General features: G+C 70.9%; 18 protein-coding genes. 6 read left to right on the top strand and 12 right to left on the bottom strand.

Going from position 1 to position 22,033, the window contains the following annotated elements; translation table 11 throughout:
• The first annotated feature begins 44 nt into the window (after positions 1 to 44).
• Positions 45 to 953 (top strand): AraC family transcriptional regulator, encoded by a 909-nt coding sequence (locus KCH48_RS17685; protein WP_210575201.1) that lies wholly within the window; start codon positions 45 to 47, stop codon positions 951 to 953.
• Positions 954 to 1,002: 49 nt separating this feature from the next.
• Here the strand turns inward: KCH48_RS17685 and KCH48_RS17690 are convergent, their stop codons facing one another.
• From KCH48_RS17690 to KCH48_RS17705, 4 genes are all read right to left on the bottom strand, one after another.
• Complete coding sequence (locus KCH48_RS17690; protein ID WP_210575203.1) at positions 1,003 to 2,397, bottom strand: glycoside hydrolase family 16 protein; 1,395 nt, start codon at positions 2,395 to 2,397, stop codon at positions 1,003 to 1,005.
• Positions 2,398 to 2,616: 219 nt separating this feature from the next.
• A complete protein-coding gene (locus tag KCH48_RS17695) occupies positions 2,617 to 4,725 on the bottom strand; it encodes an MMPL family transporter (protein WP_210575205.1) in 2,109 nt (702 codons plus the stop codon).
• Positions 4,726 to 4,854: 129 nt separating this feature from the next.
• Positions 4,855 to 5,523, bottom strand: a complete 669-nt coding sequence (locus KCH48_RS17700) for a response regulator transcription factor (RefSeq protein WP_210575207.1) — start codon at positions 5,521 to 5,523, stop codon at positions 4,855 to 4,857.
• Positions 5,520 to 6,710: a sensor histidine kinase gene (locus KCH48_RS17705; protein WP_210575209.1), complete on the bottom strand. Its 1,191-nt coding sequence runs from the start codon at positions 6,708 to 6,710 to the stop codon at positions 5,520 to 5,522. Before KCH48_RS17705 ends, KCH48_RS17700 begins: the two co-directional genes overlap by 4 nt.
• A 216-nt stretch (positions 6,711 to 6,926) precedes the next feature.
• Between KCH48_RS17705 and KCH48_RS17710 the strand changes: the two genes are divergently transcribed.
• Complete coding sequence (locus KCH48_RS17710; RefSeq protein WP_374104690.1) at positions 6,927 to 8,735, top strand: sulfatase-like hydrolase/transferase; 1,809 nt, start codon at positions 6,927 to 6,929, stop codon at positions 8,733 to 8,735.
• 86 nt (positions 8,736 to 8,821) lie between these two features.
• On the opposite strand, the gene KCH48_RS17715 is transcribed toward KCH48_RS17710, so the two are convergent.
• The 4 genes from KCH48_RS17715 to KCH48_RS17730 form a co-directional block, all read right to left on the bottom strand.
• Positions 8,822 to 9,565: an IclR family transcriptional regulator gene (locus KCH48_RS17715; protein WP_210575211.1), complete on the bottom strand. Its 744-nt coding sequence runs from the start codon at positions 9,563 to 9,565 to the stop codon at positions 8,822 to 8,824.
• Positions 9,562 to 10,929: a S9 family peptidase gene (locus KCH48_RS17720; protein WP_210575213.1), complete on the bottom strand. Its 1,368-nt coding sequence runs from the start codon at positions 10,927 to 10,929 to the stop codon at positions 9,562 to 9,564. Before KCH48_RS17720 ends, KCH48_RS17715 begins: the two co-directional genes overlap by 4 nt.
• Complete coding sequence (locus KCH48_RS17725) at positions 10,926 to 12,281, bottom strand: MFS transporter (RefSeq protein ID WP_210575215.1); 1,356 nt, start codon at positions 12,279 to 12,281, stop codon at positions 10,926 to 10,928. The genes KCH48_RS17720 and KCH48_RS17725 overlap by 4 nt, the downstream gene beginning before the upstream one ends.
• Before the next feature lie 80 nt (positions 12,282 to 12,361).
• Positions 12,362 to 12,787, bottom strand: a complete 426-nt coding sequence (locus tag KCH48_RS17730; RefSeq protein WP_210575217.1) for a MarR family winged helix-turn-helix transcriptional regulator — start codon at positions 12,785 to 12,787, stop codon at positions 12,362 to 12,364.
• A gap of 214 nt (positions 12,788 to 13,001) precedes the next feature.
• On the opposite strand from KCH48_RS17730, the gene KCH48_RS17735 reads away from it, so the two are divergent.
• From KCH48_RS17735 to KCH48_RS17750, 4 genes are read left to right on the top strand one after another with little or no spacing between them, the layout of a single operon-like run.
• Positions 13,002 to 13,919 (top strand): SDR family oxidoreductase, encoded by a 918-nt coding sequence (locus tag KCH48_RS17735; RefSeq protein WP_307840898.1) that lies wholly within the window; start codon positions 13,002 to 13,004, stop codon positions 13,917 to 13,919.
• An 11-nt stretch (positions 13,920 to 13,930) separates the two neighbouring features.
• Positions 13,931 to 14,806: an amidohydrolase family protein gene (locus tag KCH48_RS17740; RefSeq protein WP_210575510.1), complete on the top strand. Its 876-nt coding sequence runs from the start codon at positions 13,931 to 13,933 to the stop codon at positions 14,804 to 14,806.
• A gap of 10 nt (positions 14,807 to 14,816) precedes the next feature.
• On the top strand, positions 14,817 to 16,319 hold the full coding sequence (gene menE, locus KCH48_RS17745; protein WP_210575219.1) for an o-succinylbenzoate--CoA ligase: 1,503 nt from the start codon (positions 14,817 to 14,819) through the stop codon (positions 16,317 to 16,319).
• Positions 16,320 to 16,327: 8 nt separating this feature from the next.
• Positions 16,328 to 16,783 carry a MaoC family dehydratase gene (locus KCH48_RS17750; protein ID WP_210575221.1) on the top strand — a complete coding sequence of 152 codons (456 nt, stop codon included), beginning with the start codon at positions 16,328 to 16,330 and terminating at the stop codon, positions 16,781 to 16,783.
• On the opposite strand, the gene KCH48_RS17755 is transcribed toward KCH48_RS17750, so the two are convergent.
• From KCH48_RS17755 to KCH48_RS17770, 4 genes are read right to left on the bottom strand one after another with little or no spacing between them, the layout of a single operon-like run.
• Entirely contained in the window at positions 16,774 to 17,604 is an 831-nt protein-coding gene (locus KCH48_RS17755; RefSeq protein WP_307840899.1) for a PaaX family transcriptional regulator C-terminal domain-containing protein, read from the bottom strand. The two genes, KCH48_RS17750 and KCH48_RS17755, sit on opposite strands and share 10 nt — an antisense overlap.
• A gap of 24 nt (positions 17,605 to 17,628) precedes the next feature.
• Positions 17,629 to 18,477: a hypothetical protein gene (locus KCH48_RS17760; RefSeq protein ID WP_210575223.1), complete on the bottom strand. Its 849-nt coding sequence runs from the start codon at positions 18,475 to 18,477 to the stop codon at positions 17,629 to 17,631.
• Complete coding sequence (locus KCH48_RS17765) at positions 18,477 to 20,144, bottom strand: PHP domain-containing protein (RefSeq protein WP_210575225.1); 1,668 nt, start codon at positions 20,142 to 20,144, stop codon at positions 18,477 to 18,479. The genes KCH48_RS17760 and KCH48_RS17765 overlap by 1 nt, the downstream gene beginning before the upstream one ends.
• A gap of 20 nt (positions 20,145 to 20,164) precedes the next feature.
• Complete coding sequence (locus KCH48_RS17770; protein WP_210575227.1) at positions 20,165 to 22,006, bottom strand: LamG-like jellyroll fold domain-containing protein; 1,842 nt, start codon at positions 22,004 to 22,006, stop codon at positions 20,165 to 20,167.
• Positions 22,007 to 22,033: the final 27 nt, after the last annotated feature.

The raw sequence follows: 22,033 nt of genomic DNA on the forward strand, positions 1-22,033 counted from the left end.
AAACTGGGACACGGACGGCGCGACAGGGGCGGCACGAGTAGGACATGGCGGACACAACCATCCAAGCCGTAGGCGGTGACGGGAGCGGAGACGGCATCCGAACGTTCCCTTTCCCGGTCGAGCTGAGCGTGTGCGGTGTCGGTATGCAGGTCGGCCCGATGGGCACCGACCGCACCTGGCACGCCGCCGACGCCACGCTGGACCGCGTGCACCGCATCGACTTCCACGTGGTGATGCTCTTCAGCGAGGGCCCCGTACACCACATGATCGACTTCGCCGAGTACGAGGCGACGGTCGGCGACATCCTCTGGATCCGCCCGGGCCAGGTGCACCGCTTCTCCCGCACGAGCGAGTACCGCGGCACCGTCCTGACCATGCAGCCGGGTTTCCTGCCCCGCGCCACCGTGGAGGCGACCGGCCTCTACCGCTACGACCTGCCGCCCCTGCTCCACCCCGACGAGGCGCAACGCGCCGGTCTCCAGGCGGCGTTGAACCAGCTGCGACGCGAGTACGAGGACTCGAGCACCCTCCCCCTGAGCCTGCACACCGCGGTTCTACGTCACTCCCTCACGGCGTTCCTGCTGCGCCTGGCCCATCTCGCGGCCAGCTCCGCGGAGGCGGCGCGCCGGCAGGGTGACACCACCTTCACCCTCTTCCGTGACGCGGTCGAGAAGGGCTTCGCCACCAACCACAGCGTCAGCGCCTACGCCGACGCCCTCGGCTACTCCCGCCGCACCCTCGTCCGCGCCGTCCGCGCCGCCACCGGCGAGACCCCCAAGGCCTTCATCGACAAACGCGTCATCCTCGAGGCCAAGCGCCTCCTGTGCCACACGGACATGCCCATCGGCCGCGTCGGCGCCGCGGTCGGCTTCCCCGACGCCGCCAACTTCTCGAAGTTCTTCCACCAGCACACGGATTTGACGCCGGCGGCGTTCCGGGCGGAGTTCCGGTGATGCCCCGCGAGGGCGGTTCAGGCCTCGCGGGGCATCGTCAACACAGCTGTCACCTCCCGAAGTTGAACCAGTTCACATTCACGAAGTCGGCCGGCTGCCCACTGCTGAACGTCAGATACACGTCATGCGTCCCGGTCACGGCGCTGATGTTCGCCGGAACGGTCCGCCAGGACTGCCAGCCACCGGTGTTGCCGATGGCGAAGCTCCCGATGGGTGGGTTGGTACGGCTGTCCAGGCGCACCTCGACCAGGCCGCTCACGCCGGACCCGGCGCCGCTCGCCACCCTGGCGTTGAACTGAGTCGCCGCCGTGGAGCCGAAGTTGACGCCCCGGAACAGCGCCCAGTCGCCGTTGCCCACAGCCCCGATGTTCTGCCCGCCGCCCGAGTCCGACGTCGACTCGGTGAACGTGCCGGACTGTCCGTCGTGCGACTCGGCCTGGATGGCGCTGTAGGCGTCACGGTTGCCGGTCGGCGGAGGCGTGGTACCGCTCCCACTGGACAGCACCTGGACGTAGTCGACGACCATCGAGTGCCCCGGCACGGTCGCGGCGTCCGGGCCGCCGCCGAACGCGTCCACGAAGCCGCCGCCCATCGCCACGTTCAGGATGATGAAGTAGCCGTGGTTGGTGGCGTTGGTCCAGGTCGTCGCGTCGACCTGATCGGCGCGCACCGTGTGGTAGTTGATGTCGTCGACGTAGAACCGCATCTGCTCCGGGCTGGTCGAGCGGTCCCACTCCATCGCGAAGGTGTGGAAGCCCGCCTGGCAGGTGGCGCCGGGACAGGCCCGCGAACCGCCGATTCCCGTCGTCTCGTTGCAGGGCCCGCCGGGGCTCGTACCGCAGTGCATCGTCGACCACACGGTGTTGAGGCCCTGGACGTTCTCCAGGATGTCCAGCTCGCCGACGCTCGGCCAGTTCCAGTAGTTGCCGCGGTAGGGCGTGCCCAGCATCCAGAACGCCGGCCAGTAGCCGCGGGCCGCGGCGCCGGTGACGTTCGGCATCTGGATCCGGGACTGCACGCGCAGCTTGCCGCCCGCCGGGGGCTGGAAGTCGCCGCGGTTGGTCTCGATGCGGCCGGACGTCCAGTTGCCGGAGGCGTCGCGGCGCGGGGTGATGCGCAGGTTGCCGCTGCCGTCCAGGGCCACGTTGTTCGTGCTGGACGTCATGTTCTCGATCTCGCCGGTGCCCCAGTTGGCGGGCCCGCCGGGGTAGCCGTGGCCGGTCGCGTACTGCCAGTTCGCGGTGTTGACGCCGGTGCCCGCGGCGCCGTTGAAGTCGTCCACGAAGACCTGCGTCCAGCCGGACGGCGGTGGGGGAGCGTCGGCGATCGCTGACGGGGTGGCTGCCGTGGCGGCGACCGCCGCGAGGCCGAGGGTGCTCAGGACGGCGACGAGCGTGCGGCGCAGGGAGCGCCGTCTGTGGGGTGTGCCGGAGGTTTCACTCATGGGGAGGTGCCTCTCGGGTACGGAGTCGATATGCGCGGGATGCTTCTGAGAGCGCTCTCAGAGTGCCGCCAATGTGCTCCCGGTCACTCCGGTCGTCAAGAGGTAAAACCGCGAACGGCCCTGGGGCTCGGTGGAGTTCACACCATGAATGGACGCGTACCGGCCCAAAGCGCGCCGGCCGGCGCGGGCCGTGACCCGCGCCGCCCGCGTCAGCCGCCGTCAAACACGCTCGCCCGCGTACGTCGGCTGCTTCGGTGCCGCCTCCTCGCTCAGCCCGAACCGGTCGTGGGCCCGCCGCAGCGGTTTCGGCGCCCACCAGGCGTACCGGCCCAGCAGAGTCATCGTCGCCGGGACGAGCAGCATCCGTACGACCGTGGCGTCGATGAGCACCGCGAGGGTCAGGCCGAGGCCGATCTGCAGGATGGGCGAGAAGCCGCCGGTCATGAACGCGCCGAAGACGACGGCGAGGAGCAGGGCGGCGCAGGTGACCACGCGGCCGGAGCGGCGTAGTCCGGTCACCACGGCTTCCTGGTCGTCCTCGGTCTGCTGCCGGGCCTCGCGCATCCGGGCCAGGATGAACAGCTCGTAGTCCATGGCGAGTCCGAACGCGATCGCGACGATCAGCGGTGGAGCGGTGAGGCTGAGTGCGCCCAGTTCCTGGGAGCCCAACAGGCCTGCCAGATGGCCGTCCTGGAACACCCAGACCACCACACCGAGCGCGGCGCCCAGGCTGAGCAGCGTGGTCAGGATGGTGCGCAGCGGGATGAGCACCGACCCGGTGAACGCGAACAGCAGGGCGAAGATGCCGGCCAGGACGGTCACGGCCGCCCAGGGCGCGCGGTCGGAGAGCATGTCGCGGAAGTCGACCAGCATGGCCGCCACGCCGGTGACCTCGACCGGTTCGTCGCCGCGCAGGTCCCGTACCTGCTTGACGAGGTCGGTCGCCGCGTCACCGTCGACGCTGCCGGGTGGCTGGAGTTCCATGACCGTGGTGCCGCCCGGCAGTTCGCGCGTCTCCGTGGCCGGGGACAGCGCGCGGATCTCGTCCGCCGTGGCGGGGTCGGTGCCGGGCTTGAGGACGACCGTGATCGGCGAGACGCCGGTGCCGGGCGGGAAGTGCGCGTCGACGGTGTCGTACAACTGTCGTGCCTCGGTGCTCGACGGCAGCTGGTCGGCGCCGCCGATGTTGATGCGCATGCCGGTGACGGGCAGGGCCAGGACGAGGAGCACCGGGACGACGACCGCGACCACGGCGATACGGCGGCGGGCGGCGAAGCGGGCCAGGCGGGCGAACAGACGGCCCTCCTCGCCCTCGGGCCGCTCCTTCGCCGGGGCGATCTTCCCGCCGAACTTGGTCAGCAGCGCGGGCAGCAGCGTGAGCGCGGCCAGCATGTCGATGACCACCACGGCGGCCACGGCCAGCCCCATGCTGCGCAGGAAGATGCTCGGGAACAGCAGCAGCCCGGTCAGGCTGACCGCCACCGTGAGCCCCGAGAACAGCACGGTCCGCCCGGCCTGTTCGACCGTGCGGTGCACCGCCTCGACGACGTCCGCGGTGTGCCGGCGTTCCTCGCGGAAGCGGACCACCATCAACAGGGCGTAGTCCACGGCGAGTCCGAGGCCCAGCATCGTCGTCACCTGGATCGCGTACACGGAGATGTCGGTGAACTGGCTGAAGCCGAACAGTGCCAGGAACGCGCCCGCGATCCCGCTGACCGCGATCATCAGCGGCAGCCCGGCCGCGCGCAGCCCGCCGAAGATGACCAGCAGCAGCGCCAGCACGACCGGCAGGGAGATCAACTCCGCGTTCCGTACGTCCTCCTGGGCGCGCTCACCGAGCTGGGCGCCCAGCAACGGGCCGCCGCTGACGTGGACTTCGGGCGCGTCGATCTCATGGATGCGGGCCGCTGCCGCGTCCACCGCCGCCTCCTCGTCCTCGTCGTCCAGGCCGCCCTGGAGGGTGACGGACACCAGCAGCGCCTGCCCGTCCTCGGCGATCAGGCCGCGGGTCGCATACGGGTCCGGTACGGCCGCGACTCCGGCGATGTTCCGGACGTCCGCGACGGCCCGCTCGACCTGGGTGCGCAGGGCGGGGTCCGAGACGGCGGAGCCTTCGACGACGCCGGTGATCGAGTCACCGGTCGGGTCGACGCCGTCGAGGTGTTGCGCGGCCCGCTCCGACTCCGTGCCGGGCACTTCGGGCACGTTGTCGGAGAGCCGGCTGAAGACGCCCGTTCCGAGCCCGAAGCCGAGCAGCAGGAAGAGCACCCACATGAGGATGACGGTGAGCGGACGGCGGGTTGCCGTCCGGGCGAGCGTGGCGAGCACGGTCCCTCCCGGCGAATCGTCGGTTGACTTCGCCTTCAGGCTCGTGCGCGCGGGGGTGTCACCGGATCGCCGGAGGGAGCGGTTTCGGGGACTGGGTCGTACGGGGGAGGCAGGCCCGTGTCTCCCCCGCTAGGGGGAGCCAGGGGTCACCAGGCCGGTCTCGTACGCGCAGATCACGGCCTGCACCCGGTCCCTCAGACCGAGCTTGCCGAGCACGTTGCTGACATGGGTCTTGACGGTGTGCTCGCTGACGAAGAGGGTCGTGGCGATCTCGGCGTTGGACAGTCCGCGGGCGAGCATCCGCAGGGTCTCCACCTCGCGCGCGGTCAGGACCTCCAGCCGGTCGGGCGTGACCTCGGCGGTGGCCTCCTCGCGGCGGCGCCGCACGATGTCCGCGACCAGCCGGCGGGTCACGGTCGGGGCGAGCAGCGAGTCGCCGCCGGCGACGACCCGGACGGCGTGCACCAGGTCGTCCCGGCGGACGTCCTTGAGCAGGAAGCCGCTGGCGCCCGCGTACAGCGCCTCGTAGACGTACTCGTCGAGGTCGAACGTGGTGAGCATGACGACCTTGCAGCTGGACTGCGCGCACACCTGCCGGGCCGCCTCCAGGCCGTCCGTGCCGGGCATGCGGATGTCGAGCAGCAGGACGTCGGGGCCGTGCTGCCGCACCGCGGCGACCGCCTCCGCGCCGTCGCCCGCCTCGGCGACCACCTCGATGTCCGGCTGCGCCTCCAGGATCATGGTGAAGCCGCTGCGGACCAGCTCCTGGTCGTCGGCGACGACCACGCGGATGCTCACCCCAGCGCCGCCTGCCGGTCCGCAGCCGGGAGGCGTACGACGACCTGGAAGCCGCCGTCCGGGCCGCGCCCGGCGCGTGCGCTGCCCCCGCAGGCGGCGGCGCGTTCGCGGATGCCGATCAGACCGTGCCCGCCGCCCGGACCGGACGGGCCCCGTCCGTCGTCCGTCACCACCACTCTCAATTCGTCCTCCAGCCAGTCGAGCGCGACCGTCGCGGAGGAAGCGTACGCATGCTTCACGGTGTTGGTGAGGGCCTCCTGCACGACACGGTAGGCGGCGACCTCGGTGTCCGGCGGCAGCGGGCGGGGCACGCCCGTGGTGCGCAGCGCCACGTGCAGACCGGTGGAGTCGGTGACCTGCCGGACCAGGCCGGGCAGGGCGGCCACACCCGGCTGCGGCAGCCGGTCCGTGGCGCCGTCGCGCCGCTCTTCCTTGAGCACTCCGAGGATCCGGCGCAGCTGGGACATCGCGTCCCGGCCGGTCGACGCGATCGCGTCGAACGCGGCCTCCGCGCGCGCCGGATCGCTGCGGACCACCACAGGTCCCGCCTCGGCCTGCACCACCATCAGACTCACCGCGTGGGCCAGGATGTCGTGCATGTCCCGGGCGATCCGAGCACGCTCCTGCGCCGTCGCCCGCGCGGTGTCCGCCGCACGCTCCCGCTCCAGGCGGCGGGCCCGGTCCACCAGCGCGGCGGTGTAGGCGCGCTGGACGCGGGCGAGGATGCCGAACCCGTACGCGCAGAAGACGCTCAGCAGCTGGAAGGCGTACTCGAAGGGGAGCTGACTGGCCTTGTGCTGCATGGTGAGGATGACTCCGAGGATCCAGCCCACCAGCATCACGCGTCGCTGCCAGACGCGGCCCTGCGCGGCCATCGTGTAGAGGACGATCAGACCGCCGTACACCACGTCCGGCGGCGGCGCGTGATAGACGGCCATCGTGGACGTGGCCGCGGACACGGCCCACGCGGTCGCGAACGGCGCCCGGCGCCGCCACACCAGCGGCACGGCGGTGGCCGCCGCGAGCAGCCAGCCCTGCCAGGTCAGCTTCTCGTCGCTGTCGCCGGGGAAGATCCACTGCAGTGAGGCGGCGAACAGCACCAGCGCGGCCAGCGCGCCGTCGACGACGTACGGATTCGCCGTGCGCAGCCGGGTGACGGCAGGCGTGATCCAAAGCGGTGGGGACATGGGCGGCTCCTCGGGGCAAGGGCCCCTCCAGTATCGCGACGGCGAAGCGGACGGACCTCACCGGTGAGAGGGATATCGTCTCTTCCGTTTGTGATCGTTCTGATGCCGTGGAGGGGGAACCTCCGCCGCGAACTTGGCCTCTCAATGGTCGAAACAGAGCGTTCACAGCGTGTGCATGGTCTTGGACCGATGGTTGCGATCACCATCGGTTCTGCTGTGTCCGCACCCGCCGTCACCCAGGAGACCCGTATGCCGAGCCGCCGCCGATTCCTCACCGGGGCCGCCGCCGCGCCCGTCGCGCTCGCGGCGGCCACGGCGTGCGAGGCCGGTGACGAGGCGCGGCCCGCGCAGCCCAACAAGCCCGCCGCGGCCATGCCCGCCGCGCAGGGCCCGGCGTCGGACCGGCTCAACTTCGTGGTGATCCTCGCCGACGACCTCGGCTACGGCGAACTCGGCTCCTACGGCCAGAAACTGATCCACACTCCGCGCCTGGACGCCCTCGCCGCCGAGGGCCTGCGCTTCACCGATGCCTACGCCGCCGCCCCGGTGTGCGCACCCTCACGCTGCTCGCTGCTCACCGGGCTGCACAGCGGACACTCCACCGTGCGGGAGAACCCTTGGGGGCCGGGCGGCCAAGGCGCCCTAACCGACCGGGACTTCACCTTCGCCGAGGCGCTGCGGGCGCTCGGCTACCGCACCGGCATCATCGGCAAATGGGGCTTCGGACCCGAGCTCCCGGACCAGCCGAGCCACCCCAACTCCCGTGGCTTCGAGGAGTTCTACGGCTACATCGGCCACCGCCACGCCCACGACTACTTCCCCGAGTACCTGTGGCACAACGGCACCCGCGAGGAGATCCCCGAGAACAAGGACGGCGCCCGCAAGGTGTACGCCCCCCACCTGCTCCAGGACCGCGCGCTCAGCTTCATCAACGACCACCAGAGCGAGCCGTTCCTGCTCTATCTCGCCCCCACCGTGCCGCACGCCCCCAGCCAGGACCCGGACGCCGGCGAGTACGCCGACCGGCCCTGGACCGGCCCCAACAAGCGGCACGCAGCCCAGGTCACCACCTTCGACACCCTCGTCGGCAACGTCACCGACCGGCTCACCGAACTCGGCATCGCGGACCGCACCATCGTCCTCGTCACCAGCGACAACGGCCCGCACGAAGAGGGCGGCACCGACCCCGAACTCTTCAACGGCAACGGCCCGTTGCGCGGCATCAAGCGCAACCTCTACGAGGGCGGCATCCGCGTCCCCCTCATCGCCTGGTCCCCGCAGCACGTACGGTCCGGCACCACCGACCGCCCCACCCCGCTCACCGACCTCCTGCCCACCCTCGCCGACCTCGCGGGCGCCCCCGCCCCGACCGACGTCGACGGCCTCTCCCTCGCCCCGCTGCTGCGCGGCTCCAAGGACGTCGCCCGCCACGACAGCCTGTACTTCTACCGCAACCACGCCAGCATCACCCCCCGTTCCGACGCCTACGACCTCGGCCGGGGCCGCCGTCTCGCCGAGGCGCTGCGCCGCGGCGACCTCAAGGCCGTGCGGTTCGCGCCCGGACAGAACCGGCGGGCACCCGACGACCAGTGGGACGTAGAGCTGTACGACCTAGCCAAGGACCCCGGCGAACTCCACGACCTCGCCGCCGCGCGGCCCGCCCAGGCCGACGAGTTGGTGAAGCTGATGCGTGAGTCATGGGCCCCGGTGTACCGCCGCAAGCCCTTCGGCGTCCGCCTCCAAGTAACTGGCCAGGGACCGGACTTCACAGTCACCGCCACCTTCACCAACGGCTCCGCCCGCCCCTGGACCGACGCCCGCCTCGCACTACAAACGCCGAGCGGCTGGCGGATACACGCACTGGACAAGCTCTCCACCGCCCGCCTGGACACGGGCGAACACCTCACGGCCCGCTGGAAGGTCACCCCCACACAGGTCTCGACGTCCACGACACTCATCTGCCGGGCCACGACAGAGCACGCGGACGAAGAGGTGACGTACACGGCGAGCAGGAAACTGAACTGACGCCGGTTAGGACAGCGCCCCGTTTAGGGGCGCGGGGAACTGCGCGACCAGCCCCCACCGGCCCGCAGCCAAGCGAACCGCGAAGCTCACGGTTGCCATCCAAGTGCCCGAGAGATCCCCCGCGCAGCGAGCCGCACCGCCGGAATCAAAGCCGGCACCTGCGCATCCACCTGGGGCACAACGACAGACACCGCGGCCACCACCGCCCCGCCCGCGCCGCGAACCGGCGCCGCCACCGACAGCGCGTCCTCGGTGACCTGACGGCTACTCACCGCCACCCCCGTGCGCCGCACCTCCGCCAGCACCCGCCGCAGCCGCACCGGATCGGTGACCGTGTACGGCGTGAAGGCGGCGAGCGGCCCGGAACAGTACTCCTCCTGGTACTCGGGATCACTGTGGGCCAGCAGCACGAGCCCGACCCCGGTCGCATGCAGCGGCCAGCGCGCGCCGACGCGGATGTGCACGCCGACCGCGGAGCGCCCGGAGAGCCACTCGATGTAGACCACCTCGGCGCCGTCCCGCACCGCCAACTGCACGTTCTCGTGGGTGGCTTCGTACAGGTCCTCCAGATACGGCAGCGCGACCTGCCGCAGCGCCAGCCCGCGCGGAGCGAGCGCGGCGACCTCCCACAGCCGCAGGCCGACGTGGTAGACCCCCGACTCGTCCCGCTCCAGGGCGCCCCACTCGGTGAGGGCGCCCACGAGCCGGTGCGCGGTGGTCAGGCTCAGCCCGGCCCGGCGGCTGATGTCCGTCAGAGACAGCGCGGAGTGCTCGTGGTCGAACGCCGAGAGCACGGACAGCAGCCGGTCGGGGGCGGAGCGGGTGGTCATGGGCGGGTCGTTGCGGGGTGCGCGAGGTCGTAGGGGCGGGGGTAGGCGGCGGGGCGGTAGGTCACATACCGCGGCTCGTTCGCCGGGTCCGCCAGCTCGGCCCGGGCGTTGAGGCTGCCCGGCGAGGTGTCCCAGCGTCCGGTGTCCAAGCGGTGCTCCAGGGTGTCCAGGGCGCCGATCATCTCGCCCGGGGTGAAGGTGCAGTGGCCGGGCGCGTCGACATAGGCCTGGCGCAGCAGCCGGCCCGAACCCCCGGCCGCGGCGGCCCGGCGGTAGGCGCTCTCGGCCTGTACCGGAATCAGCGCGTCGCCGGTCGTGTGGATGTTGAGCTGCGGGTCGGTGAGCCGGCCCTTGAAGGCGCTGGTGTCCCGCATCCACCGCACCGCCGGGGGATCGGCCGAGACCCGGGGCGCGCGGTTGAGCGCCGTGAGGTCGGTGCGCAGGGACAGGCCCGCCTTTCGGTACAACTCCGTCACCTCCTTGAACAGCGGGGAGCGGTGCAGCATCGCGGTGTAGTCGACGCCCGTGTTCCAGGACATGTTCCCCCCGGCACGGCTCTCCGCCTCCTGCCGCCAGGAGAATGCGGGCAACTGGAGGAGCCCCTGGAGGGCGGCGTACTGGTTGGCCTGCTGGGCGTCCCAGTCGGTGGGCGCCGGTTCGGTCTGTGTGGGGTCGTTGTACCCGGGGATGTTGTGCAGGGCGGCGGCGAGGGCGATCCGGGCGCGGCCCTCGGCGGTCTGCTGGGCCGCGGTGACCTTCGTCGTGAGCGTCTGCGCGGCACTCTGCGCCCGCGCCTGGTCGGCGAATCCGGTGAGCGGGATGCCCGAGTCGGGCGCCAGCAGCGCCTTCAGCGCGAAGACCGGGTCCAGCGTGCTGTTCCAGTTGGCGATGCCGCCCTGCACCAGGCCGCACATGGAGAGCGAACCGTCGAAGCGGTCCGCGTGCCGCTCGGCCAGCGTCGTCGTGACGAGGCCGCCGTACGAGGTGCCCCAGGCGACGGTCCGCCGGGCCGTGCCGAACTTCTCGGTGAACAGGTCGAGAGTGGCGAGCTGGTCCGGCACGGCGTCCGTGACCGCCCAGCCGTTCGTGGCGTACGAGGAGCCGATGAGGGCGTAGCCCTGGTCGAGGAGCTTGTCCAGGGTGGCCGAATCAGGCGCGTTCTGGGCGGGGTTGGGCCAGCCGGCGGCCCGGTAGCCGTGGCTGTAGAGCAGCACCGCGCCGTTCCAGTCGGCGGGTACGTCCATCATGTAGGCGGCACCCGAGGGGAGTTGGCCCTCCAGGTGGGTGTCCGTTTCTGCTGCCTGAGCTGGGGGCGCGGACACGATGCACAGGGCAACGGCCAGTAGGGCGATACGGGTTCTCAACGGGGGGTCCCTTCCGGGGTGGGGGTCACGGACCGGGTCTCGTGGTTCTCCAGGGCGTTCTCGCGTGTCTCGCGCAGGCGCCAGACGGTGAGCGCGGTGACGGCGGCGCCGCCGCACAGCAGCAGCGATACGGGCGTGCTGCCGCCGCCGTACGAGGCGAGCAGGCTGCTCGCGATGAGCGGTGAGAAGCCGGCGCCGACCAGCGTCGCCGCCTGGTAGCCGAGGGAGGCGCCCGTGTAGCGGACCCGGGTGCCGAACATCTCGGTGAGCAGGGCGCCGAGCGGGCCGTACATCGTCGACTGGGCGACGCCGTGGCCGAGCGCCAGGGCGAGGATCAGCAGGCCGGGGGAGCCGGAGTTCACGAGCGCGAGCACCGGGAAGGCGAGCGCGGCCGAGGCGACGGCGCCGGCGAGGACGACAGGGCGGCGGCCGACCCGGTCCGACAGGGCGGACGCGGCGGGCAGCACCAGCAGGGCGACGCAGGAGGCGATGGTCACGGCGGTGAGCACCTGCGAGCGGCTGTAACCGATGTCGACGGCGTACGAGATCATGAAGCCGGTCAGCAGTGACTGCGCGGTGAACGCGCCGATGCCGACTCCGCAGGCCATCAGCACGGGCTTCGGCCGGCGCAGCACCTCCACCACCGGCGGCTTCGCCCGCGGCTCCCGCTTGACCTGTGCGAACAGCGGGCTCTCCGCGACCTTGAGGCGTACGAACAGGCCGACGGCCAGCAGCACGATGCTCAGCAGGAACGGCACGCGCCAGCCCCAGGCGCGGAACTGGTCGTCGGGGAGGCCGGAGACGAGGGTGACCATTCCGGCCGACAGCACGGAGCCGAGCGGGGCGCCGAGCATGGTGAAGCTGGACCACATGCCGCGCCGGCCGCTCTGGGTGCGCTCGGCGTGCTCGACGACCATGAGGGTCGCGCCGCCCCACTCACCGCCGATGGCGATGCCCTGCACCACGCGCAGCGTGACCAGCAGGACGGGGGCCCACACGCCGATGGCGTCGTAGGTCGGCAGGACGCCGATCAGGAAGCTGCCGCAGCCCATCAGGGCCATGGTCAGCAGCATCATCGACTTACGGCCGATCCGGTCGCCGAAGTGACCGAAGACGATGCCGCCCAGCGGCCGGGCGACATAGCCGGCGGCGAAGGTGCCGAAGGCCGCGATGGTGCCGACGGCCGGGTCGGCCCTGGGGAAGAACAGGTCGCCGAAGACCAGCGCGGCGACGGTGCCGTAGACGAGGAAGTCGTAGAACTCGACTGCGGTGCCGAGCAGTCCGGACAGTGCGACGCGGCGCAACTGCCGGGTGTCGGGGGGTGGTTGAGCGGTGGAGGGGGATGGGTGCACGGTGAGCTCCCTGGGGACGGGTCTCGGGCTCCCCGTGAAGCTAGGCACCTCTCGTGCGGCCGTCAATCATTTGCACAACATCAATTGGGTCCGTCCTCCACGATCCGCAGCAGCAGCCCCTGCAGCGTCTCCCGCTCGTCCGCGTCCAGCGGGCCCAGCAACTCGTTGGTCACCCGCAGCCCGGCCTCGTCGGTGCCGCGCAGGAAGGAGCGGCCTTCCTCGGTGAGGACGACGATCCGGCTGCGGCGGTCGTCCGGGGCGGGGCGGCGCTCGGCGAAGCCCAGCTTCTCCAGGTCGTCGATCAGGCCGACGATCGCGCTCGGGTCGTAGCCGAGCCGGGCACTCAGCTCGCGCTGCAGGGCGCCCTCGCCGGTGGCGAGGAAACGCAGGACCGCGTAGTGGCGCAGGCGCAGACCCGACTCCTGGAGGAAGGAGTTGAAGAGCTGACCCGAGCGCAGGCCCAGCCGGTACAGCAGGTAGCCCGTGTCCGCATGCAGCCCGCGCATCCATGGCTCGTTCGCGTCGATGGGCTTCGGGGTGGCGTGCTGGCGTGTGATGGCGGGCTCCCTGTGCTCGATCGATGTGTCCTGCGATGTGTCCTGGTGATTTCAGCATGTCGCACACAGAGGTCATCAACAACTATTGACGTTAACAATTATTGCTCTTAGCTTCGATCTCGGAAGCCGCACCTCATGTGCCACCGCTTGAAGGGACTCGCTCGTGCCCAGCATCGATCTCACCGGCAAGGTCGCCGTCGTCACCGGCAGCGGCCGGGGCCTCGGCCTCGCCTATGCGCACGCCCTCGCCGCCCACGGCGCCTCCGTGGTCGTCAACGACATCGACGAGGCCGTGGCCGAGCAGGCCGTGAAGTCCATCACCGCGGCCGGCGGCACCGCCGTCGCCGAGGTCGTCCCGGTCGGCACGACCGAGGCCGCCGAGCGGCTGGTGAACCGCGCCGTCGAGGAGTTCGGCCGGCTCGACATCCTGGTCACCAACGCGGGCATCCTGCGCGACAAGGTCCTGTGGAAGATGACCGACGACGACTTCGACGCGGTGATCACCACCCACCTCAAGGGCACCTTCACCTGCGCCCGCGCCGCCGCCGTCCGGATGCGCGAGCAGGGCGAGGGCGGCAGCCTGATCCTGGTCGGCTCCCCGGCCGGGCAGCGCGGCAACTTCGGGCAGACGAACTACGCCGCCGCGAAGGCCGGCATCGCCGCCATGGCCCGCACCTGGTCGATGGAGCTGGGCCGCGCGAACATCACCGTCAACGCGATCGTGCCGGTCGCCGCGACCGCGATGACCGAGACCATCCCCGCCTTCGCCCCGTACGTCGAGGCCATGAAGAACGGCGAGCCGCTCCCGGACTTCCTCCGCAAGGGCGAGGGCTTCGGCACCCCCGAGGACTGCGCGGCCCTCGTCCCCTTCCTCGCCTCCGAGGCCGCGCGCGGCATCACCGGGCAGGCCATCGGCATCGGCGGCGACAAGGTGGCACTCTGGTCGCATCCGCAGGAGATCAAGGCGGCGTACGCCGACGGCGGCTGGACCCCGGACACGCTGGCCGCCGCCTTCCCGACCTCGGTGGGTGCCGAACCGCAGTCGGTGGGCATCCCCGCGCCCAAGCTGCCGGAGGCGTGATGGCACCCCCCATGAACCTCGACGAACTCGTCGCGATCGACGTCCACACCCACGCGGAGGTCTCCTCCAAGGGGTACTCCTCCCTGGACGACGACCTGCACGACGCCTCCTCCGCCTACTTCAAGGTGGAGGGCAAGCGGAAGCCGACGATCGAGGAGACGGCCGCCTACTACCGTGAGCGGAAGATGGCCGCCGTGATCTTCACGGTCGACGCCGAGTCCGCGACCGGCACCGCGCCCGTCCCGAACGAGGAGGTCGCCGAGGCCGCCGCCGCCAACGCGGACGTCCTCATCCCCTTCGCTTCCATCGACCCCTTCCGCGGCCGGGCGGGCGTCAAGCAGGCCCGCCGCCTGGTCGAGGAGTACGGGGTGAAGGGCTTCAAGTTCCACCCCAGCATCCAGGGCTTCTTCCCCAACGACCGCTCGGTGGCGTACGACCTGTACGAAGTGATCGAGGAGACGGGCAGCATCGCGCTCTTCCACACCGGCCAGACGGGCATCGGCGCGGGCGTGCCCGGCGGGGGCGGCATCCGCCTCAAGTACTCGAACCCGCTCCACGTGGACGACGTGGCGGCCGACTTCCCGCACCTCAAGATCATCCTGGCGCACCCGTCCTTCCCCTGGCAGGACGAGGCCCTCGCCGTCGCCACGCACAAGCCCGGCGTGCACATCGACCTGTCGGGCTGGTCGCCGAAGTACTTCCCGCCGCAGCTCGTGCAGTACGCCAACACACTGCTGAAGGACAAGGTCCTCTTCGGCTCCGACTTCCCCGTCCTCACCCCCGACCGCTGGCTCGCCGACTTCGAGAAGCTGACGATCAAGGACGAGGTCAAGCCGAAGATCCTCAAGGAGAACGCCGCCCGCCTGCTCGGGCTGACGAAGCCATAAGGGGTCGTAGATGCGCAACGAGGGACTGGGGTCATGGCCCGCACGCCGGGCCCGGAAGACCCCGCACCGCACCGCCCTGATCCACGGCGAGACGGCGTTCACCTATGCCGAGCTGTACCACCGCACCACTCGGCTCGCCCATGCCCTGCGCGCCCGCGGCGTGCGGCGCGGCGACCGGATCGCCTACCTCGGCCCCAACCACCCCTCCTACCTGGAGACCCTGTTCGCGGCGGGCACCCTCGGCGCGGTCTTCGTTCCGCTCAACACCCGCCTCGCCGGACCCGAGATCGCCTACCAGCTCGCCGACTCCGGAGCCAAGGCCCTCGTCTACGGCCCCGCGTTCCAGGGCCTGGTCGCGGGACTGCCCGGCAGTACCGACGTGCGTACGTACGTCGAAGCCGGCGCCGAGTACGAGGAGGCGCTGGCCTCCGTGTCGCAGGAGCCCATCGACGAACCGGTCGGCGCCGACGACACCTGCATCATCATGTACACCTCGGGCACGACCGGCCGCCCCAAGGGCGCAATGCTCACGCACGGCAATCTGACCTGGAACGCGATCAACGTCCTCGTCGACACCGACCTGATCGCCGACGAACGCGCGCTGGTGTCGGCCCCGTTGTTCCACACGGCGGGCCTGAACATGCTCACCCTGCCGGTGCTGCTCAAGGGCGGTACGTGCGTGCTGGTCGAGGCCTTCGTCCCGGAGGCGACCTTCGACCTGATCGAACGGCACCGGATCACCTTCATGTTCGGGGTGCCGACGATGTTCGAGCAGATCGCCCGGCATCCGCGCTGGCCGGACGCCGACCTGTCCAGCCTGCGCATCCTCACCTGCGGCGGCTCGCCGGTGCCGACACCGCTGATCGCCGCCTACCAGGAGCGCGGGCTGACCTTCCTCCAGGGCTACGGCATGACGGAGGCCTCGCCCGGGACGCTGTTCCTGGACGCCGAGCACGCGCTGAGCAAGGCGGGCTCGGCGGGGGTGCCGCACTTCTTCAGCGACGTACGGGTGGTACGGCCGGACCTCACGCCGGTCGACGTCGGTGAGACCGGCGAGATCGTGGTCCGGGGACCGAATGTCATGGCCGGTTACTGGGGGCTGGCCGAGGAGACGGCCGGCTCCTTCGCGGACGGGTGGTTCCGCAGCGGGGACGCGGCCCGGGTCGACGAGGACGGCTATGTCTTCATCGTCGACCGCATCAAGGACATGATCATCTCCGGCGGGGAGAACATCTACCCCGCCGAGATCGAGGACCTGCTCCTCGCCCACCCCGACATCGTCGAGTGCGCGGTCATCGGCGTACCCGACGACAAGTGGGGCGAGGTGCCGCGCGCCGTCGTCGTGCCGCGCGAGGACGTCTCGGTGGATCCCGACGAGATCCTCGCGTCCCTGTCCGGCCGCCTCGCCAAGTACAAGATCCCGAAATCGGTGGTCCTCGCGGACGAACTCCCGCGCACCGCCTCCGGAAAGCTCCTCAAGTCCCGTGTCCGCAGTCGGTACGGCAACCAGTAAGGAACCTCATGAGCATCACGGTCAACGGCATCGACGAACTGAAGAAGCTCGCGGGCAGCGACCTCGGCACCAGCGAGTGGATCGAGATCACCCAGGAGCGCATCAACACGTTCGCCGACGCCACGGGCGACCACCAGTGGATCCACGTCGACCCGGAGAAGGCCGCCGAGGGCCCCTTCGGCGCCCCGATCGCGCACGGCTACCTCACGCTCTCCCTCTTCATCCCGCTGTTCACCGAGCTGCTCGACGTCCAGGGCGTCACCACCAAGGTCAACTACGGCCTGAACAAGGTGCGTTTCCCCTCGCCGGTGAAGGTCGGCTCGAAGATCCGGCTGGTCGGGAAGCTCGCGGACGTCGAGGAGGTCCCCGGCGGGGTGCAGATCACCGTCGACGGCACGATAGAGATCGAGGGCGGCGCGAAGCCTGCCGCCGTGCTGCAGAGCCTGTCCCGCTTCTACGCCTGATCGGGGCGTACCGGCACGAGGTCGAGAAGGCGTTCCGAAGCCTCCAGCGCCGGCGGGGTGAACCGCTCGTGCACCCGCCGGAACGTCTTCTCGGCCCGTTCCGCCGGCCAGTCGTCCGGCAGATGCCCGACCGGCAGCCGGGGATCACGGCGGATGATCCGCAGCCACTCGGCCTGCAGCACCAGCCGCAGCCCGAGCGCGTCGTCGGCGTCCGGCAGGTCCGTCTCCCACGGCTGCCAGCGGCGGACGAACTCCTCGTAGCGCACCGCCAGTTCGGACAGCTCCCAGGTCTCCTCGATCATCGCGCCGATGTCCATGCCGGCGTCGGCATGCGCGCGGAAGATCTTCACATGCGCGGACAGCCCCAGCTCGGCGACCAGCTCACCCACGTCGACGTGACCGGGCGCGATCCACAGCCCGTTGAACAGCGGCCCGAACCCGCTCCACGTGAGCTTCGAGCGCAGGTCGTGCCGCTGCCGCTGCCAGGACTCGGGCAGGGAGAAGCCGAGCAGGGTCCAGGTGCCGTCCCACTGCCGGTTGACCGCGCCGGTCTCCCAGATGCGCCGCTCGCCGTCGCGCAGGACGGCCTCCGAATGCCCGGTCAGCCCGAAGTACATCCGGCGGCCCTCGCGCTGGCGGCGCAGCAGGCCACGGTGCACCATCCGAGTCAGCGTCGAGCGCGTCGCCTGCTCACCGACGCCGACCCGGCCGAAGACGTCGATGACGCTGCCCGAGTACACGCAGACATCACGCCCGAGCACCTGATCGCCCAGGAACGTCAGCATCAGGGACTGGGGCCGCAGCGACTCTTCGGTGGTCACGCGGCCACGGTAACGCGTGCCGGATCAGTCCGTGACCTGCTGGTACGAGTACACGGTCGTCGACAGCGCGCAGATGCCGGGCTGGATCACCTGGGCACGCAGGGCGCCGCCGCGCACGTCGTAGTCGACGCCCTCCGTCTCGAAGGTGCCGGTGCACACACTGCGCTGTGGTAGCGCGAACAGGCTCTTGACCGCCCCGGTGACCGGCTGCCCGTCGAGCTTCCCGGGCAGGTCGACCTGGAGGAGCGGGCGGATCTCCGGGAAGAGGGACCCGGTGGCGTCGTTCGAGGCGCACACCAGCCGGGTCTCGGTCACGAAGTCGCAGCCCTGGATGTCACGCACCGGCTTGTCCAGCGTGATCTGCCCGGCCTCCTTCAGGTCACCGCCCGTCTGCGGGGTGGACGGGTTCAGCAGGGGAGCGGGGAAGACCTGGAGCCGGTTCTGGGCGCCCCACTCGCCCGACACCAGCCACTGCCCGTCCGGCGAGACGGTCGCGAAGGAGTTGTTCAGCTTCTCGCCCGCGCCCAGCTGGTGGACGTACTCGTAGCGCTTTCCGGCCGGAGTCGTCACCGCGTACATCTTGGACGTGGCCGTGTCCGGGCCCTGATAGGCGTCGAACGTGTACCCGTTCGCGATATCCGGGTCGCCGACGTGGTTCCAGCCCTTGAAGCGCAGATCCAGTGGGATGTCCGTGAGCCCCCGGTACAGCAGCGACCCGTCGGCCCGGCTCGCGAGACCCTGACCGCCGCCGAGGGTGTCGGTGTACGCCGTGCCGGCCTCCGCCCAACGCGGGTCACCGGCGGCGGACGCGGTGCCGGCGCCCGCGGCGAACGCTCCTAATAACGCGGCCAGGCAGACCAGTTGACGTCTCATCAGGCACCCTTCACGTCGACGAATATCGGGTTGGAATAGAACCACGTATCGGCCCACGGGTCACCGTTGCCGGGCTCGTGGGGGAGCGGCCCGTGCGGGTCGACGGAGGCGCCCAGATAGCCGGCGCCGTGCCGCTCGCCGTCGCTGCCGCGCAGCCGGACGTAGAAGGACTCGTCGCCGGCGGTGAGCGGGATACGCAGGGTGTACGTCCCCTTGCGGCCGCTGACGTCCTTGGTGGTGACGACCTTGGTGGCGGGCGCCCGCCAGGTGTCACGGTCGGCCGCCGGGCCGCGCACCGCGCCCCGGATGACATCCACGTGCGCCAACTCGGGCAGGATTCCCTGCGGGTTGGGGCGGGAGGCGCTGGTGACGGTGACCGTCAGGGTGAGCCGCTCGCCCTTGCGGACCCGCAGCCTGCCGCCCAGCGTGACGCCCCGGCCGTGGTCGCAGTCGCGCCTCAGCCGCACCTCTAGCCCGTCCAGCAGATGCCCGTGGTCGAGCCAGACGCGGCCCGCGCGCAGGCCCGCCATCACCGAGCGGTAGCCGTAGCGGGTGACTCCCACGTGGGTGCGGCTGAACTGGCCGGGCCAGAAGTCGCCGCCGGGCTGGGGTTCGGTGGTGTTCACCGGGTCGGGCAGGCGGCCGGTGTTGTCGAAGTTCTGGCCGGGGAGCCAGTCGCCGTTCTTCCAGGTGTCGAACACCACCCGGTGCACATCGGAGTTGGTGGTGATGGTGAACAGCCTGCCCTCGGCGAGCATGGCGTCCCACAGGCCTCCGACGGTGGCCGTCATCCAGTCGAAGCCGCCGTAGGTGACGTACGCGTCGGCCGGATAGCCGGGCCAGGAGTTCTCCGAGGGCTTGTTCTCGTACTCGCCGCGGATCGAGGTCGGACCGCGCCAGCCGGGGATGGCGCCACCCTGGGCGCCGGGCGCGCCCTCCACACCGATCATGATCTCGGGAGCCGCGTCCCGCCAGTTGCGCATCTCGTGCGGGGAGTCGATGCCGAGCCGCAACGGGTGGTTGGCGAGGACGAGCACATCGTCGACGTAACCCGTGCGGCGCTGCTCGGCCAGCCACTTGATCGCCTTGACGGCGTGCGCCTCGTTGCGCGGGGTGTCGGGGTGGTTCGGGCCGCCCTTGTCGTAACCGAGCAGCTTGCCGTCGTAGGCGAGCTCGAACTTCGTGAGCAGGTCGACCTCGTGCGGGCCCGGTGCCGCGAAGACCGTGCAGTGCTCGGCGCCCGGGATGTACCACTCCAGGCCCTGGAAGATCAGCTGACGCGGGTTCGCGGCCCGCGCCTTCAGGATCTCCTGGTGCTCCAGCTTCGCCCCGAACTCGGCGTGCCCGAAATTGGAGTGCTCGTTGAAGACCAGCCAGTCGACGCCGTACTCGGCACCGGCCTTGACGACCTGGTCGAAGGTGTACTTCGCGTCGTGGCTGTAGACGGAGTGGACGTGGTGGTCGCCGACGAGGTAGGCGAGGCGCGGGTCGTCACCGCCGAAGGGCCGCGAGGACGCCGCCGCGGGCACGGCAGCCGAGCCGAGGGCGAAGGCGGCGCCGAACAGGCCCGTCCGGCGCAGGAGTCCGCGCCTGGACAGGCCCTGCGGATCGAGTTCCGCACGGGACACGGACGGGTCGGCCCAGGCGGGCAGCTGCTGGTCGTTCACGGGGATGCCTTCCGAAAGGTTCAGTGGTTCATGAACGACGTGACGGGCAGGGCGCGTTCGACGATCCGGACGTCGCCGAGGCGCCCGTACAGGATCTGGTCGATCTTCCCGCCGTACTCGTAGCCGCCGAGCAGCCACGGCAGGCCCACCGAGGCCAGGCCGATCGCGGGTGCGTGCGGGTTGCGGGCGACCGGGCAGCCCTGGACGTACAGCGTGGTGTGCCTGCCGTCGTTGACGACGGCGACGTGCCACCACTGCTCGCGGGCCGTCTCGTCGCCCCAGTTGGTGGCGATGCCCTGCTGGTTGAGCGGGCGCACGGCCCACTGCGGGCCGGGTCCGTCGGAGAGGGACAGCGTGGCGAGCGGCTCGTCCGGGTCGCCCTCGGTCTTGCCGGCCGCCCCGCCGGTGCCGGTGCGGCTGACCAAGCCGCCCCAGGCGTTGCGGGAGGAGCTCCAGTCGGCGGGCAGCCAGTAGAACGCCTCGATGGTGTAACCGGCCTTGAACGTGGCCGAGTTGAGCGGGGCGCCCTCGACCGTACGCAGATAGGCGCCCTCGAGCGGCGGCTTGCCGCCCCGGAAGTACAGGCTGCCGTGCCCCGGCTGGTCCGGGTGATGAGCCGTCGACCAGGTCAGCGAGGCGTCCCCGACCTCGACCGCGGCGAGGTCGTTGCCGCGCCCCGACAGGTCACGCACCGTCCCCTCGACCGCGGCCCCCTCCTCGTGCCCGTCGAATCGCCAGTACGCGACCGTGCCCCGCACCAGCATCCGGTCGGCGGACCGGGACGGCCGTACGGGTATCGGCGCGAACCCGGCGAACCGCTCCTCGAAGTCGACGTCGACGGAGAACCGGTCCGCATCCCCGGACAGCTCCATCTCCTGCCGCTCCAGCTCGTTGAGCCCCTTCGCGGCCCGGCCCAGGATCCACGGCGACAGCGTCTCGACGTCGATCGTGTTCCGGTCGAGGTCGAAGTGGTAGAGGCGGATCATCGCCGCGCCGCCGTAGTACCGGTTCTGATAGTTCGTCAGATGCAGATGTACGTCGTTCCCCGCTGCGTTCTTGCGGACCGCGCGGGCGGCCGGCCAGTAGTGGCCGTTGAGGGTGAGGAAGATCTGGTCGTGGTCCTTGACCAGCTTGTCCCACAGTTGCTGCCCGTACGGGGAGAGGGAGTCGTCGCCGACGACCAGCTCGTGCGTGGTGAGGATGACGGGCATGCTCGGGTGCTGGGCGATGACGTCCTTCGCCCACGCGTAGCCCTTGTCCGACAGCCGCCAGTCCAGGGCGAGGACGAGCCACTCGCGCCCGGCCGCCTTGAAGACGTGGAAGGTGTTGTAGCCGTCGGCGGAGGCACCGCCGAAGGTCGGCTTGCCCCTGAAGCGGTGCGGGCCGAAGGTGTCGAGGTACGGCGTCGCGCCGCGCTGGTCGGTGGTGGACGAGCGGACGTCGTGGTTGCCCGCCAGCACGCTGTAGCCCACCCCGCGCCGGTCCAGCAGCTCGAACGCCTCGCCGATCGCGTCGCATTCGGCCTTCGCGCCGTTCTCGGTCAGGTCGCCCAGGTGGGACAGGAAGACGAGGTTGTCCTCGCGCCCGTGCTCCAGCAGATAGCGCAGCGAGGCCTGGATCGGCGCCGGGTTGATGCTCGGCCCGTCGAAGAGGTACTGCGTGTCGGGCATCACGGCGAGCGTGAAGCGGCGGTTCTCGGTGTCGGGGCGCAGACGCTGCCCGACCGCCGCGGCTTCGGCGGCGACGGCCGGGAGGGTGACGGCGGTGGCCGCGGCGCCGATCAGCGCGGTGGCTCTGAGGAAGTTGCGCCTGCCGGCGTGGGCGCAGGCAGACTCCTGCCCGGGCTCATGGGTGGTGCACACATGGTCTCCAGTGAAGGCACAGGGGCG

The organism is Streptomyces sp. GESEQ-4 (assembly GCF_017948455.1).
Classification (GTDB): Bacteria; Actinomycetota; Actinomycetes; order Streptomycetales; family Streptomycetaceae; genus Streptomyces.

What these genes read in the sequence shown, in the direction of transcription:
- KCH48_RS17685 (WP_210575201.1), top strand. Translation starts at nt 45, where the DNA reads ATGGCGGACACAACCATCCAAGCCGTAGGCGGTGACGGGAGCGGAGAC.
- KCH48_RS17690 (WP_210575203.1), bottom strand. Translation starts at nt 2,397, where the DNA reads ATGAGTGAAACCTCCGGCACACCCCACAGACGGCGCTCCCTGCGCCGC.
- KCH48_RS17705 (WP_210575209.1), bottom strand. Translation starts at nt 6,710, where the DNA reads ATGTCCCCACCGCTTTGGATCACGCCTGCCGTCACCCGGCTGCGCACG.
- KCH48_RS17715 (WP_210575211.1), bottom strand. Translation starts at nt 9,565, where the DNA reads ATGACCACCCGCTCCGCCCCCGACCGGCTGCTGTCCGTGCTCTCGGCG.
- KCH48_RS17730 (WP_210575217.1), bottom strand. Translation starts at nt 12,787, where the DNA reads ATGCGCGGGCTGCATGCGGACACGGGCTACCTGCTGTACCGGCTGGGC.
- KCH48_RS17740 (WP_210575510.1), top strand. Translation starts at nt 13,931, where the DNA reads ATGAACCTCGACGAACTCGTCGCGATCGACGTCCACACCCACGCGGAG.
- menE (WP_210575219.1), top strand. Translation starts at nt 14,817, where the DNA reads ATGCGCAACGAGGGACTGGGGTCATGGCCCGCACGCCGGGCCCGGAAG.
- KCH48_RS17750 (WP_210575221.1), top strand. Translation starts at nt 16,328, where the DNA reads ATGAGCATCACGGTCAACGGCATCGACGAACTGAAGAAGCTCGCGGGC.
- KCH48_RS17760 (WP_210575223.1), bottom strand. Translation starts at nt 18,477, where the DNA reads ATGAGACGTCAACTGGTCTGCCTGGCCGCGTTATTAGGAGCGTTCGCC.